The 15990-nt window shown below is 32.8% G+C and carries 10 protein-coding genes and 1 tRNA gene; 5 read left to right on the top strand and 6 right to left on the bottom strand.

Going from position 1 to position 15990, the window contains the following annotated elements:
• Window positions 1-10: 10 nt before the first annotated feature.
• Window positions 11-1573 carry an NAD(P)H-hydrate dehydratase gene (locus HNV08_RS09440; RefSeq protein WP_173281054.1) on the top strand — a complete coding sequence of 521 codons (1563 nt, stop codon included), beginning with the start codon at window positions 11-13 and terminating at the stop codon, window positions 1571-1573.
• Between the two features lie 56 nt (window positions 1574-1629).
• On the opposite strand, the gene HNV08_RS09435 is transcribed toward HNV08_RS09440, so the two are convergent.
• A complete protein-coding gene (locus HNV08_RS09435; protein ID WP_173281053.1) occupies window positions 1630-2667 on the bottom strand; it encodes a TlpA family protein disulfide reductase in 1038 nt (345 codons plus the stop codon).
• Between the two features lie 125 nt (window positions 2668-2792).
• On the opposite strand from HNV08_RS09435, the gene hutH reads away from it, so the two are divergent.
• A complete protein-coding gene (hutH, locus tag HNV08_RS09430) occupies window positions 2793-4322 on the top strand; it encodes a histidine ammonia-lyase (protein WP_173281052.1) in 1530 nt (509 codons plus the stop codon).
• Between the two features lie 102 nt (window positions 4323-4424).
• On the opposite strand, the gene HNV08_RS09425 is transcribed toward hutH, so the two are convergent.
• Together HNV08_RS09425 and HNV08_RS09420 are read right to left on the bottom strand one after the other, a co-directional pair.
• Window positions 4425-4796 carry a hypothetical protein gene (locus HNV08_RS09425; RefSeq protein WP_173281051.1) on the bottom strand — a complete coding sequence of 124 codons (372 nt, stop codon included), beginning with the start codon at window positions 4794-4796 and terminating at the stop codon, window positions 4425-4427.
• A gap of 78 nt (window positions 4797-4874) precedes the next feature.
• Window positions 4875-7424, bottom strand: a complete 2550-nt coding sequence (locus HNV08_RS09420; protein WP_173281050.1) for an ATP-dependent Clp protease ATP-binding subunit — start codon at window positions 7422-7424, stop codon at window positions 4875-4877.
• 422 nt (window positions 7425-7846) lie between these two features.
• On the opposite strand from HNV08_RS09420, the gene gyrA reads away from it, so the two are divergent.
• Entirely contained in the window at window positions 7847-10399 is a 2553-nt protein-coding gene (gyrA, locus tag HNV08_RS09415; RefSeq protein WP_173281049.1) for a DNA gyrase subunit A, read from the top strand.
• Window positions 10400-10427: 28 nt separating this feature from the next.
• Window positions 10428-11711 (top strand): tetratricopeptide repeat protein, encoded by a 1284-nt coding sequence (locus HNV08_RS09410; protein WP_173281048.1) that lies wholly within the window; start codon window positions 10428-10430, stop codon window positions 11709-11711.
• Window positions 11712-11759: 48 nt separating this feature from the next.
• Here HNV08_RS09410 and HNV08_RS09405 read toward each other — a convergent pair whose 3' ends face one another.
• Entirely contained in the window at window positions 11760-12509 is a 750-nt protein-coding gene (locus HNV08_RS09405) for a C40 family peptidase (protein ID WP_173281047.1), read from the bottom strand.
• Between the two features lie 9 nt (window positions 12510-12518).
• Window positions 12519-13697, bottom strand: coding sequence for an acetyl-CoA C-acyltransferase (locus HNV08_RS09400; RefSeq protein WP_173281046.1), 1179 nt, complete (start codon window positions 13695-13697; stop codon window positions 12519-12521).
• Window positions 13698-13812: 115 nt separating this feature from the next.
• Between HNV08_RS09400 and HNV08_RS09395 the strand changes: the two genes are divergently transcribed.
• Window positions 13813-15864 (top strand): HD family phosphohydrolase, encoded by a 2052-nt coding sequence (locus tag HNV08_RS09395; RefSeq protein WP_173281045.1) that lies wholly within the window; start codon window positions 13813-13815, stop codon window positions 15862-15864.
• Window positions 15865-15900: 36 nt separating this feature from the next.
• On the opposite strand, the gene HNV08_RS09390 is transcribed toward HNV08_RS09395, so the two are convergent.
• Window positions 15901-15974 (bottom strand) — tRNA-Arg (locus tag HNV08_RS09390).
• Window positions 15975-15990 lie beyond the last annotated feature (16 nt).

Raw genomic sequence — 15990 nt, 5'->3', positions numbered from 1 at the left:
AAATTTTTACATGAAATTATTTTCAAAAGAACAAATATATGAAGGCGATAAGCTTACAACAGAGCGCCAAAATATAACTTCTACAGATTTAATGGAGCGTGCAGGAATTCAAATTTTTAATTGGATTCATTTGCGTATGCAAGGAGCTCAAGTACCCATTCACGTGTTTTGTGGTATTGGTAATAATGGTGGTGATGGTTTAGTTTTAGCAAGGCATTTAATTACTCATGGTTATAATGTAGTCACCTATATTGTTAATTGTAGTGATAAACGTTCTAAAGATTTTTTAATTAATTACGATCGCATAAAAAATGTGACTAAGGATTGGCCAAAAATGCTTAGTTGTAAAGACGATTTTTCTGAAATTGTCATAAATGAAGAAGATATTATAGTAGATGCGGTTTTCGGAATTGGTTTAAACCGTCCACCAAATGATTGGGTAAAAGCACTGTTTGAGCAATTTAGAATTTCTAGAGCCTTTACATTATCTATTGATATTCCTTCTGGCTTATATACAGACCGAAAGGTTGAAGATGATAACAATGTTGTTAATGCCAATTACACATTAAGTTTTCAGTCGCCTAAACTAGTTTTCTTTCTACCAGAAACAGCAAAATTTACCATTCAGTGGGAAGCATTAGATATTGGCATTGATCGTGAGTATTTGATAAAAACGGAGACTGAGGTAGAACTTATTTCTAAACATGAAGTATTACCACTATATAAACCTAGAGACAAGTTTTCTCATAAAGGAGATTTTGGTCACGTTATGATCATTGGTGGAAGCTATGGTAAAGTTGGAGCCGTAAATTTAGCGAGTAGAGCAGCATTAAGTGCTGGTGCTGGTTTGGTTACAGCTTATACCCCAAAGTGTGGTTATCACAGTTTGCAATCTGCTATACCAGAGGTGATGGTAATTACAGATAGTGATGACACACACATTACTAATATTAGTTATGATATAGAACCGACTGTGATAGGAGTAGGCGTAGGACTTGGTGTTTCTGCCAGAACGGTTAAAACCTTTGAAGCGTTTTTAAAGGAAAATAAAAAACCATTGGTTATTGATGCTGATGGACTTAATATTTTATCAAAAAAGAAAGCGCTATTAAAATTACTACCAGAATTTACCATCCTTACACCACATCCTAAAGAATTAGAACGTTTAATTGGTAAATGGTCAGATGATTTTGATAAATTAAAAAAGGTAAAAGCTTTTTCAAAAAAATATAACCTCATTGTAGTTATAAAAGGAGCTAATACAGTAACTGCATTTCAAGATAAAATTTACATAAATACAACAGGAAATCCTGGTATGGCCACAGCAGGAAGTGGAGATGTCTTAACAGGAATAATTTGTGCTTTAATAGCGCAAGGTTATGAGCAATTATCTGCTACCATATTTGCGGTATATCTGCATGGCAAATCTGCGGATATTGAACTAGAAGCTTATGGCTATCAAAGTTTAATAGCAAGCCATATAATTAATGGAATGGGAAAAGCCTTTTTGGACTTATTTAAAAAGCCAGAGGCACCTCAAGAAGCGCAACAAGAGGAACAAGAAGAAAATTAAGGAATAAAAAAAGCCTGACTATAATTTAGTCAGGCTTTTTATTTCGTTATTCGTTTTTAAATCCCTAAATCATCGAATAGTTCAATTAAACTACGATTTGAAGGTCTAGGAGCATCTGCATTTACGATATTTCCGGCAGGATCAATCAAAATAAATCTAGGAATCCCAGAAATTTTATAGTTTTTAATAAAGTCCGACTGAAATCCATTGTCTGCAAACAATTGAATGCCAGTTAGTTCTTTATCTGCTACCATTTTTTTCCAGCCTTGATATGCTGCTGCGGCATCGTTTTTATAACCACGACCATTATCTACAGAAATACTTACAAATTCAATGTTTTTTCCATGATACTGCTTTTCAAGCTTCTTAAGAGAAGGAATTTCTCTAATACAAGGAGGACACCAAGTGGCCCAAATGTCAATATAAATATATTTTCCCTTTAAATCTGAAAGCGACAAATTACCTCCTGAATAGTTTTCATAATTTTCAAAAGTAGGAGAGGGTGTACCTTTAGGTAATGCACTAATTACAGCGAATTTAGAACTAACAAATTGATTTATTTGTTGAACAGTTCTATTTATATTTTTATCCATAATAGCGATATGAGTAGAATCTACTGATGGATATTTAGTCTTTAAATCTTGGTATGCAGATTTGTAGTTTTCAAGCGCTTGTTCTACCTCTTCTTTACTGCCTCTAGAAACAAGAGTCTCATTAAAATGATCTTTTCCTAAAACAAAAGATTGTAACGAAAAGTTATTTGTATCAGCACCATCTCCTTTAAAAATCATAGAATCAATAAAAGTATTATAATCAGTTTCAAATTCAGAGGTGTTGTCGTTTTTTAAAAAGATGGTTCCATATTCCTTACCATGCTGAAAATTATAATCGCCTTCCACAACTTTTAATGTGTCTTTAAAAGTCCCATCATCATTTAAATTTATGATTTTTTCGTAACTTTTACCTTTAAAAATTTTCAAGGTTTTACTTTCATCAGGATTTGCAATTTTCCCAGAAAGTGTAACGTAGTCCTTAGGTTCGCCTTTACAAGCGACTAATGTTACAGCAATAACAAGTAATAATAATCTTTTCATTTTTTATTTTTTTTCAATGACAAAAATAAACATTAATAACCAATTACAAAGTTGGAATGAATTATTAACAAATCCTTGTAAAGTGTAAAAATATTCTCAATTTTGAGTACTAAATATTTTAAACAATGAATGACTATCATATTATTTCTTCAAAGGCTTTAGATATTGTAACTATTTACAATATTTTCTATAAGAATAAGAAGCTTAAGCTTTCTGAAGAATCAATAGAAAACATTGAGAAATGTAAATCGTATTTAGATGCTAAATTAGCACGAAATAAAAAACCAATGTATGGTATTAATACGGGTTTTGGTTCATTGTATAATGTGAAAATTTCTGATGCCGATTTAAGTCAATTACAAGAAAATTTAGTGATGTCGCATGCCTGTGGTACTGGTGAGCGTGTACCAGAATCTGTCGTAAAAGTGATGTTACTTTTAAAAATACAGTCCTTAAGTTATGGGCATAGTGGCGTTCAGTTAGCAACTGTTGAGCGGCTTATTGAGTTTTTTAATAATGATATATTTCCATTTGTATTTACACAAGGTTCATTAGGTGCTTCAGGCGATTTAGCACCATTAGCACATTTGGCCTTACCTTTATTAGGTAAAGGAAAAGTGGTGCATAACAACAAAGAATATGAAGCAGCTCAACTCTTAGAAGAATACAATTGGGAACCTATTACCCTTCAAGCCAAAGAAGGATTAGCTTTACTTAATGGTACACAATTTATGAGTGCTTATGGTGTGTATTTATTATTAATGTCGCATAAAACATCGTATTTAGCAGATATCATTGCCAGTATTTCTTTAGATGCTTTTGATGGTCGTTTAGATCCTTTTCATGATTTAGTTCATGCCGTTCGTCCTCATCCAGGTCAACGAAAAGTGGCAAGACGCTTTAATGAATTTTTAAAAGGAAGTGAGCTCATTTCACGAGAAAAGGAACATGTACAAGACCCTTATTCATTTCGATGTATTCCTCAGGTTCATGGAGCCACAAAGGATACTTTAGATTTTGTTGAAAAGGTAATGTTAACGGAAATTAATTCGGTTACAGATAATCCTAATATTTTTCATGAAGAAGATTTAATTATTTCTGGTGGAAATTTTCATGGTCAACCATTGGCATTGGCTTTAGATTATTTAAAAATTGCTATGGCAGAAATTGGAAACATATCAGAACGTCGTGTGTTTCAATTGGTTTCGGGTTTACGAGGTTTGCCGGCTTTTTTAGTTGATAATCCTGGTTTAAATTCTGGGTTTATGATTCCGCAATATACAGCTGCCAGTATTGTCAGCGCTAATAAACAATTGGCTACACCAGCGAGTGTAGATAGTATTGTGTCTAGTAACGGCCAAGAAGATCATGTTAGTATGGGAGCAAATGCAGCTACGCAAGCTTACACGTTAGTGAAAAATGTAGAACGTGTCATTGCTATAGAATTAATGAATGCGTCCCAAGCTATAGAATTTAGAAGACCACTTAAAACCTCGCCTTTATTAGAATCGTTTTTAGAACAATACCGAAAAGTGGTTCCTTTTATTAAGGTCGATGAAGTGTTACATGACGATATTCAAGCATCTATTCAATTTTTAAAAGATGTAGATATTGAAATAGAAGAACTGTTTTTAAATTCTTATGATTTAAAATAGGACATTTACAATTTGGTATAAAATCATAAATTTCCATGAATTGTGTAAGATAAAGTTGTCTTGTAAGATATGCATGGAAAACATATACGTTTGTTTCTAAATTTATTTAGAATTTAAGAGCTCATCTTTCCAAGTAAGAGCGTCTTCTAAATTTGAAAATATTTCAAAAGGTTTATTTAAGAATAACTTTTCAATTTGGGCATTTTTTAACGCTTTATAATCTTTAGTCACTACAGCAAAACCAGCCAAACTTTTCATTTTAGAGGTGGTTTTGTATATGTTAGGGTTTACGGAATAAGAATGTATTCTATGAGTGATATAAACAAAAGGCGTGGATTTATAATGATCTTCAGCCATATTAATTAAGGTTTCATTATGATATTGCTCTATATGAATACCTTCTTTTATAATGGTTATAATATAATTCTCGTAAAAATTAACGGTGCAAAATTCAGTTTCTACTGTTTTATTCATTGAATGATTGATATGAATATTAAAAGTATAAAAAAACTCCTTCGAAATGAAGGAGTTTTTAATAATAGTTAAGGCAATTTAAGATTCCGTAGTTTTGCCAGATGACTTTATTTTAATTTTTAATTCATCTGTTTTAGTATCTAAATCCATTGTAATTGTATCACCTTCATGTATTTTAGAATTAATTATTTCTTCGGCTAGAGCATCTTCTACATATTTTTGAATTGCTCTATTTAAAGGTCGTGCTCCATATTGTTTGTCAAACCCTTTTTCCGCGATATAATCTTTTGCTTTTTCAGTAAGATTAAGTGTATAGCCTAAGCCTTTTATTCTTTCTATAAGCTTAACTAATTCGATATCAATTATTTTTCCGATGTCTTCTTTTTCTAAGGCATTGAAAACAATAACGTCATCAATTCTATTTAAGAATTCAGGTGCAAATGCTTTTTTAAGTGCATTTTCAATAACTGCTTTGGCATGGTCAGATTCTTGTGCAATTGCTGCAGACGTACCAAAACCTACACCAGTACCAAACTCTTTAAGTTTTCTAGCACCAATATTTGAGGTCATAATTATGATAGTATTTCTAAAATCAATTTTACGTCCTAAGCTATCTGTTAAATAACCATCGTCTAAGACTTGCAATAGCATATTAAAAACATCTGGATGTGCTTTTTCAATTTCATCAAGTAAAACTACAGCGTAAGGTTTGCGTCTTATTTTCTCTGTTAATTGACCACCTTCTTCGTAACCTACATATCCTGGAGGCGCACCTATTAATCGCGAAATGGCAAATTTCTCCATGTATTCACTCATGTCAATTCTTACGAGTGCATCATCACTGTCAAATAATTCTCTAGCTAACACTTTAGCTAACTGTGTTTTACCAACACCTGTTTGACCTAAAAATATAAATGAACCAATTGGTTTATTTGGGTCTTTAAGTCCGGCTCTGTTTCTCTGAATTGCTTTAACAACCTTTGCAACGGCTTGGTTTTGTCCTATGACTTTCCCTTTAATTAAATCTGGTAATTGCGCTAATTTATTAATTTCAGTTTGCGCAATTTTATTTACAGGAATTCCGGTCATCATAGAAACGACATCAGCCACATTGTCCTCTGTAACAACTTCCTTATGTTGTTTGGTTTCTTCTTCCCATTTTTCTTGAGCAGTTGCTAATTCTTTTTCAAGACGTTTTTCGTCATCTCTTAGTTTTGCCGCCTCTTCATATTTTTGCTTTTTAACAACACTGTTTTTGGTTTCTTTGACTTCTTCAAGTTTCTTTTCTAATTCAAGAATCTGTTTAGGAACATCAATATTGGTAATATGAACACGAGAACCAGCTTCATCTAAGGCGTCAATAGCTTTGTCTGGTAAGAAACGTTCTGTCATATAACGATTCGTCAATTTCACACAAGCTTCAATCGCTTCATCTGTATAATCAACATTATGATGTTCTTCGTATTTACCTTTAATATTATTAAGGATTTCAATGGTTTCTTCTACAGACGTAGGCTCAACAATTACTTTTTGAAAACGACGTTCTAAGGCGCCATCTTTTTCTATGTATTGTCTGTACTCATCTAACGTTGTTGCACCAATACATTGTATTTCGCCTCTTGCCAATGCAGGTTTAAACATATTAGAGGCATCTAGGCTACCAGTAGCTCCACCTGCGCCAACAATGGTATGAATTTCATCTATAAAAAGTATGATATCATCATTCTTTTCAAGTTCATTCATAACGGCTTTCATGCGTTCTTCAAATTGGCCTCTATATTTAGTACCAGCTACCAAACTAGCTAAGTCTAAGGTTACAACACGTTTATTAAATAAGGTGCGTGATACTTTTCGTTTCACTATTCTAAGCGCTAGACCTTCTGCTATAGCGGATTTACCAACACCAGGTTCACCTATTAATAAGGGATTGTTTTTCTTTCTTCGACTTAATATTTGAGAGACACGTTGTATTTCTTTTTCTCGTCCTACAACCGGATCTAATTTTCCTTCTTCTGCAAGGACAGTTAGGTCTCTACCAAAATTATCTAAAACAGGCGTTTTTGATTTTTTATTCGTCTTGCCTGCTTGTCCACCAAATGGATTTTGTTTAGCGTCTTCTTCTTCATTTATATCATCATCAGAAAACGACTCCGCTTTAGGAGTTTCTAAATAATCATCTTCGTTCGTTGCCATAGATTTAAATTCTTCTTTTACGTTATCATAATCCACTTTAAGCTTGTTTAATAGCTTTGTAGTAGGATCATTTTCATTTCTTAAAATGCACAATAATAAATGTGCTGTGTTTATGGAGGTGCTCTGAAACAGTTTAGCTTCTAAAAACGTTGTTTTTAAAGCACGCTCTGCTTGCCTTGTTAGATGCAAGTTCTTTTTTTCATTAGATGTTGTTACGATATTTGGGTTGGCAGGACTAAGGATCTCTACTTTACGTCTTAAATGATTGAGATCTACTTCTAATGCACCTAAAATATCAATAGCTTTACCGTTACCATCTCTTAAAAGACCAAGCATTAAATGCTCTGTGCCTATAAAATCATGACCTAAACGTAATGCTTCTTCTTTGCTGTAAGCAATAACATCTTTAACTCTTGGGGAAAAATTATCATCCATACTATATTCCTTTCTGCTTTAAAAATAATAAAAACATATTAGGTAATAGGCAAAAACCGTACCTAAACCAAATGATTTTTAAAATGTTTGAAGTTATTCTGAAATTTTTAATTCATTTTTTATTGATAAAACCGTAATAGATTTTGAGCTAAGGTTTTATTTTTTAGTACAATAGAAGACTGATAAAAATGAATGATTTAATTTCTAAACTTTGTTTTTTGGTTGTATCATTTATGTTGATAACGAAGAGAATAAAAATGCATTTTAAATCAAAGTAAATATTGAGATACTTATTAACCAAAAAGATATTAAATATTGTTAATAAAAAAAGCTTAAAAGCTTATTAAATTTATCTAAAAACAGTGGTAATTTGGTTATATTAGCACGTTATTGAAAATTTAAAAAACTAATTAATTTTATATATGGCAGAAGGAGAAAAACTCATTCCAATTAACATTGAAGATGAAATGAAATCGGCTTACATTGATTATTCAATGTCAGTCATTGTGTCACGTGCATTACCAGATGTAAGAGATGGTTTAAAACCAGTTCATAGACGTGTGCTTTACGGTATGCATGAGTTGGGTGTTAGAGCAAGTGGCGCACATAAAAAGTCTGCAAGAATTGTCGGTGAAGTTTTAGGTAAGTACCATCCACATGGTGATACGTCAGTATATGATGCAATGGTTCGTATGGCTCAAGAATGGAGTTTACGATATATGTTAATTGATGGCCAAGGAAATTTTGGTTCTGTAGATGGTGATAGTCCTGCGGCAATGCGTTATACCGAAGCAAGAATGCGCAAGATATCTGAGGATATGTTAGCAGATATTGATAAAGAAACAGTAGACCATAAATTAAACTTTGATGATACATTAGAGGAGCCAACGGTTCTTCCTACTCGTATTCCAGGTTTACTGGTTAATGGAGCTTCAGGTATTGCTGTTGGTATGGCGACAAATATGCCGCCTCATAACTTAACAGAAGTGGTTAATGGAACTGTGGCATTTATTGAAAATAATGATATTGAAATAGATGAATTAATGCAGCACATTAAAGCACCAGATTTTCCAACTGGTGGAACCATTTATGGTTATGATGGTGTTAAGGAAGCATTTCATACTGGTCGCGGACGTATTGTAATGCGAGGAAAAGCAATAATAGAAGAAGTACAAGGAAGAGAATGTGTGGTTGTCACAGAAATTCCTTATCAGGTGAATAAAGCAGATATGATTAAGAAGACAGCAGATCTTGTTAATGATAAAAAGCTAGAAGGAATCTCTACTATTAGAGATGAGTCTGATAGAAACGGAATGCGAATTGTTTATGTGTTAAAGCGTGACGCGATTCCTAATATTGTTTTAAATAAATTATATAAGTATACCGCTTTACAATCATCGTTTAGTGTAAATAATATTGCCTTAGTAAATGGTAAGCCACAATTACTGAATCTAAAGGAGTTGATTCATTATTTTGTTGAGCACAGACATGAAGTTGTTGTAAGGCGTACTACATACGAATTACGTAAAGCCGAAGAACGAGCACATATTTTAGAAGGCTTAATTATAGCTTCAGATAATATTGATGAAGTGATAAAAATAATTCGTGCCTCTTCTAATGCTGAAGAAGCTCGAAATAACTTGATAGCGCGTTTTGAGCTATCAGAAATACAGGCTAAGGCCATTGTAGAAATGCGATTACGTCAGTTAACTGGCTTAGAGCAAGATAAACTACGTGCCGAGTATGAAGAAATAATGAAAACAATTATTGATCTTAAGGATATCTTAGACAAAAAAGAACGTCGAATGGATATTATTAAAGAAGAGCTAATAGTTGTAAGAGATAAATATGGTGATGATCGTCGTTCGGTTATAGAATATGCTGGTGGTGATTTAAGTATCGAGGATATGATACCAGATGAGCAGGTTGTAATTACAATTTCTCATGCAGGATATGTAAAACGTACATCGTTGTCTGAATATAAAACTCAGAATAGAGGAGGTGTTGGTCAAAAAGCATCTACAACGCGAAATGAAGATTTCTTAGAACATTTATTTGTAGGTACTAACCATCAATATATGTTATTCTTTACAGAGAAAGGAAAATGTTTTTGGATGCGTGTGTATGAAATTCCAGAAGGATCTAAGACCTCAAAAGGAAGAGCAATTCAGAACTTAATAAACATAGAGCAAGATGACAAGGTAATGGCGTTTATATGTACACAAGATCTCAAGGATGAAGAGTACATCAATAACCATTATGTCATTATGGCAACTAAAAAAGGGCAAGTAAAGAAAACGTCATTAGAACAGTATTCGCGCCCAAGATCTAACGGTATTAATGCAATTACCATTAAAGAAGATGATGTATTATTAGAAGCGAAGTTAACGACAGGAGAAAGTCAAGTAATGCTAGCGCTAAAATCTGGGAAAGCTATTAGATTTGAAGAAGCTAAAACAAGACCAATGGGTAGAAATGCTTCTGGTGTTAGAGGTATAAGGCTTCAAGATGAAAAAACAGATGAAGTAATAGGAATGATTGCTGTAGATGATATGGAAAGCAATATTCTAGTGGTTTCAGAAAACGGATATGGAAAGCGTTCTAGTCTAGAAGATTATAGAATTACAAATAGAGGAGGAAAAGGTGTAAAAACGATTTCTATTACCGAAAAAACTGGAAATTTAGTATCTATTAAGAATGTAACCGATGATGATGATTTAATGATTATCAATAAATCTGGTATTGCTATAAGAATGGCTGTGGCGGATTTACGTGTTATGGGAAGAGCAACACAAGGTGTTAAACTTATAAATCTTAAAGGAAATGATTCTATTGCCGCTGTTGCAAAAGTGATGAAAGATGAAGATGAGGGTGTTGAAGATATTGAAGGCGCATTAAATGAAGGCGATGTGTCTGAAAATGAAATACCTAACGAAGATGGTACGACTATTGATAATAATGAAAACGAAAACTAATATTTAACAATAAACTATTTATTACAAGATGAAAAAATTAATGACATTAGTGCTTTTATTGGCAGTTGGTTCAATGTCTTACGCTCAAAAAGATGAGTTAAAGGCCGTTGAGAAAGCACTTAAGAATGTAAACTTCTCCGACGCTAAAGCAGCTGTTGCATCTGCAGAAGCTTTAATTGATAATATGGACGATAAGACTAAAGCCAAATTTTATTTTTTAAAAGCCAAATCATTATATGCTAATGGTGCAGGTACAGATGCAAATGTTGATGAGGCTATTGTTACTTTAGATAAATTGAAAACTTTAGAATCTTCAATAGGGAAGCTTAAATATACTGAGCAAGCCAATGAAATGAAATCTGAAATGTTTAATAAGTTTATCACTAAAGCGAATGAAGCATATAAGAGTAATAATTTTGAAGCAGCGGCAGATCGATTTGAAAAAATTTATAAGCTATCTCCAAAAGATACAATTTACCTATACTATGCTGCGTCAGCGGCAGTTTCACAGCCAGATTATGACACTGCTTTGGATTATTATATTCAGTTAAAAAACTTAGGGTATGATGGCACTGAAATAAATTATTATGCATTAAATAATGAAACAGGAAAAGAAGAATCATTTCCAGATAAAACGTCTAGAGATTTATATATTAAAGCAAAGTCGCATAGTAAACCAAGAGATCACAAAAGCCCTTCAAAAATAGCAGAGGTCGTTAAGAATATTGCATTGATATATGTTTCTCAAGGTGAACATGAAAAGGCTTTGGGTGCCATTGAAGATGCAAAAGCAGAAAACCCAGATGATTATAATTTAATTTTATCTGAAGGTAATGTTTATTTAAAACTTGATAATAAGGAAAAAGCATCTCAACTGTACAAAAAAGCCTTGTCTATGGATCCTGAAAATCCAGATTTAAATTTTAATGTTGGTGTTTTAGCAATGAATACTGGTCAAATGGAAGATGCGCAAACTTATTTTTCTAAAGCACTTAGCTTACAACCAGATTATGCTGACGCTGTTTTAAATTTATCTACAATTGAGGTGAATAAAGGTAACGCACTTAATGATGAGATGTATTCGTTAGGTACAAGTTCAGCGGATAATAAACGCTATGATGAGCTTAAAATTCAAAAAAGTAAATATTTTACGAAAGGTGCTGAAATTTTAGAAAACTTTTTAGAAAATAATCCATTATCTAAAAATTTAGATATTTATGGTCAATTAAAAAATATTTATGGTGCTTTAGGTGATGCTGAAAAGTCCAAAATGATGAAAGCAAAGATTGATGAAATTCAATCAGGCAATTAGAAATAAATTTAATTATAAAAAAAAGCGACTAATGTTTAGTCGCTTTTTTTATATAATTTTTTTAATCACTCTCAGTTTATGGGTATGGCTATTTTTTTCTTTGTTATAAATACCGCTGTGATCTAGTCTGTCAATTCTAACCTTACCATGTGCATGTATGATGTAATTGTCTTCCATTATGATACCAACATGAGTAATATGACCTTCAGAATTATCAAAAAAGGCTAAATCTCCTGGTTCACTTTCTTCAATAAAACTTAAAGCTTCTCCTTGTGTAGCCTGCTCTGATGCATCTCTAAGTAATGTATATCCATTAAGTCTGTAAACCATTTGTGTAAAACCAGAACAATCTATTCCAAATGGTGTTTTACCACCCCAAAAATAGGGCGCATTTAAGTACATAAAAGATGTGGCAATTAAATTAGATTTAGGTGATTTTGAGGCTATCACATTGCCATCAAAACGATGCTCTAATAGGGCAAGACCATTTAGGTTAGAACCCATTGGAATAGGGTATAAGTTGTTGGTTTTATCTACAACAAATTCAATTAAATCTTTTGATAAGTTAATATCAGCTGATTGTAGATTTACATAATCGTCTTCTTTAATTTCTGAGTATTGTTTATTGTCAATCCAACCTTCATATTTATCGAATGCAATTCTAACTCGACTCCATTTTTTACGTTTCTCGAGCACTTTAAAAAAGTCACCATATAATGCCTGTGTTACCATTTCACTAGTATCACTAGGTTCAAATCTTATTGGTACAATTCCAAGATTGCAAATGCCGTACTGCATAGAATTTGGTTAAGCGCGTTCTAAAATTAATGCAGAAGCACCACCACCACCATTACAAATTGCGGCAGCTCCAAGTTTAGCATTTTTTTGATGTAACACATTAATTAACGTCACTAAAATTCTGGCACCAGAACATCCAAGTGGGTGTCCTAATGATACAGCGCCTCCATTAACGTTAACATTACTGTCATTAAGGCCTAAAATTTTCATATTTGCTAGACCAACGACTGAAAAAGCTTCGTTAAATTCAAAATAATCGACATCACCAAGTTCTATGTTTGCCTTTGCTAATGCCTTAGGTAAAGCTTTTGCAGGTGCCGTTGTAAACCATTCTGGCTCTTGTGCAGCATCAGCATACCCTTTGATAGTAACTAAAGGTTTTAAACCTAATTCATCAGCTTTGGTTTTACTCATCAATACCATAGCTGCTGCACCATCATTGATGGTGGAGGCGTTGGCAGCAGTAACCGTTCCATCTTTGGTAAATGCAGGACGTAATGCTGGTATTTTATCCATTCTTACATTGGTATACTCTTCATCAGTATCTACAATCACAGGTTCACCACGACGCTGTGGTACTTTAATTGCTATTACTTCTTCTTTAAATTTTCCTTCATCCCAAGCCGCTTTAGAGCGTTCATACGATTGAATGGCATACGCGTCTTGATCTTCTCTAGAGAATTTATATTCAGTGGCGCAAGCATCTGCACAAACACCCATGGCATTATTGTCGTAGGCATCAACTAAACCATCTTTTTGCATGCCATCTTCTAATGTAGACGGACCAAATTTTGTGCCTTTACGCGCATGAAAATAATGTGGTATAGCACTCATGTTTTCCATGCCGCCTGCTATGACAACATCTGCATCACTTAATTGAATGGCTTGCGCAGCTTGCATAACGGCTTTCATACCAGATGCACAAACTTTATTTATTGTCGTACAAGGAATGGTATTCGGTAATCCTGCGTAAATTGCAGCTTGTCTTGCTGGAGCTTGTCCTGTACCTGCTTGTACGACATTACCCATTATTACTTCATCGACAAGATTGACCTCTAGATTAATTTTATCTAATGCCCCTTTAATAGCAGCTGCACCTAGTCGTGGCGCTGGTATCGTAGAAAGACTCCCTAGAAAACTTCCTATCGGAGTTCTAACCGCTGAAACAATAACGACTTCCTTATTCATTATAAATTAAGTTTGATATTATATGTTGCGAAATTAAACATTTTTTAAGAGATTTGAGAATGTATTATTGATATTGCACTTTTAAAGTTTTAATATTTATTACATTTGATTGTATATGAATACATTCTTCAATAAATGGTATAAAAATCATGCCCTAGGCTACAAAATATTGTTATACCTATTAACGACGCTGTTTATTGTTTATCTATTCCCTAAAACAGGTAAGTTTAGGTATTCTTTTGAAAAAAGTAAACCATGGCAGTCCGAAAACTTATACGCACCTTTTAATTTTGCAATAAAAAAGACTTCAGATGAAATAGAAAAGGAAAAACGAGAAATAGAAAATCACAGTCCTTTATATTTTAATATCAATGAAGATATTGTTGAGCAAGTCAATTCAGAGTACTTAGATAAGTTTAATCAGGTTTTTAAAGACTCCAGTGCTTTTAATATAGAGCAAACTAGTTTATACAAAAAAGGTAAACAATTAATTAATAAGTTCTATAGTGCTGGTATTTTAGATGTAGATTACAACTACGCTAGCGATAGGATGGTCGTATTAGTGAAGTCTAATAAAGTGTTTAATGAAATACAGTTTGATAGATTATACAAATTAGGAGATCTGCGAAAATTTGTTGAAAATGAATTTGGTACTGGTTTCAATGAAACCACAAAAAATCGGATGGTTTCGGTTTTTTTCGATGTATTAAAACCGAATCTTAGTCTCAATAAAAGTCTAAGTGATAAGGTGCTTGATGAAGAGTTATCAAAAATTTCATTAACTAGAGGTCAAATTGAAAAAGATCAATTAATCGTTTCTAAAGGACAAGTAATTGAAGAACATCAATATGATATTTTAAGTTCTTTAAAATCTGAATATGAATCCCATATTTGGAATACTAAAAATTACAATTGGGTATTGGTGGCTTATACGTTATTAGTGGCATTGGCATTACTGATGTTATTGCTGTTTCTTAAGAAATATAGAACAGAAGTGTTTTTAAATAATACTAAGGTTACGTTTATTTTCTTCAATATTTCGTTAATGATATTATTAACGACTTTGGTTATTAATTTTAACTCTCAATACATTTATGTTGTACCATTATGTATACTACCATTAGTCTTAAAAGCCTTTTTTGATGCGAGATTAGGGCTGTTTGCTCATGTACTTACGGTTTTACTTTTAGGTTTTATTGTTCCTAATAGTTATGAATATATGTTTCTACAAATTATTGCTGGTATGGTTACGATCTTAACCGTTTCAGAATTGTATAAACGCGCAAATCTATTTATTTCGGTAGGACAAATTACATTTATCTATATCATTGCCTATTTTGCTTTTTTTGTTATTCACGAAGGGCAATTAACAGGTCTAAAATGGGAAACATTTGGTTTGTTTATTTTGTGTGGACTGGCAACCTTATTTGTTCAGCCATTGATTTACATCTATGAGAAAATATTTGGTTTAGTGTCCGATGTTTCGTTATTAGAATTATCAGACACCAATACAAAATTACTTAAAGAGCTGTCTAATAAAGCACCAGGAACTTTTCATCATTCGTTAAATGTAGCTAATTTGGCGGAAGCATCTGCAAATGAGATTGGCGCCAATGCTATGCTTATTAGAGTAGGAGCGTTGTATCATGATATTGGTAAAATGAATAATCCGACGTATTTTACAGAAAATCAAAGTACAGGTATTAATCCTCATGATGAATTGTCTAGTAAAGAGAGTGCAAAAATTATTATCAACCATGCTATTAAAGGCATAGAGATAGCGAAAAAATATAATTTACCAGACAGAGTCATTGATTTTATCAGAACTCATCATGGTACCAGTTTGGTATATTATTTTTACATGAAAGAAAAGGCCAAAGATGAAAATGTTGATATAAAAGATTTTACATATCCTGGACCAAAACCTTTTAGTAAAGAAACGGCAATATTAATGATGTGTGATAGTGTAGAAGCTGCATCTAAGAGTTTAAAAGAGCCAACAAGTACAAAGATTAATGAATTTGTAGAAACGATTATTAATAAGCAAATGGAAAGTGGTCAGTTTTTAAATGCTGATATTACTTTTAAAGAAATACAATCTATAAAAAAGGTTCTAAAACATAAATTATCAAATATTTATCATTTAAGAATTGAATATCCTGAATAAACAAAAAAGCCTCACTAATTAAAGTAAGGCTTTTTGTGATCGCACTAGGATTCGAACCTAGGACCGCCTGCTTAGAAGGCAGGTGCTCTATCCAGCTGAGCTATGCGACCAATTAGAGATGAACTC

The organism is Winogradskyella eckloniae, assembly GCF_013249045.1.
GTDB classification, from domain to species: domain Bacteria; phylum Bacteroidota; class Bacteroidia; order Flavobacteriales; family Flavobacteriaceae; genus Winogradskyella; species Winogradskyella eckloniae.
The sequence above is the reverse complement of the archived record's forward strand: the minus strand, read 5'-3'. Positions and strand labels throughout refer to the sequence as shown.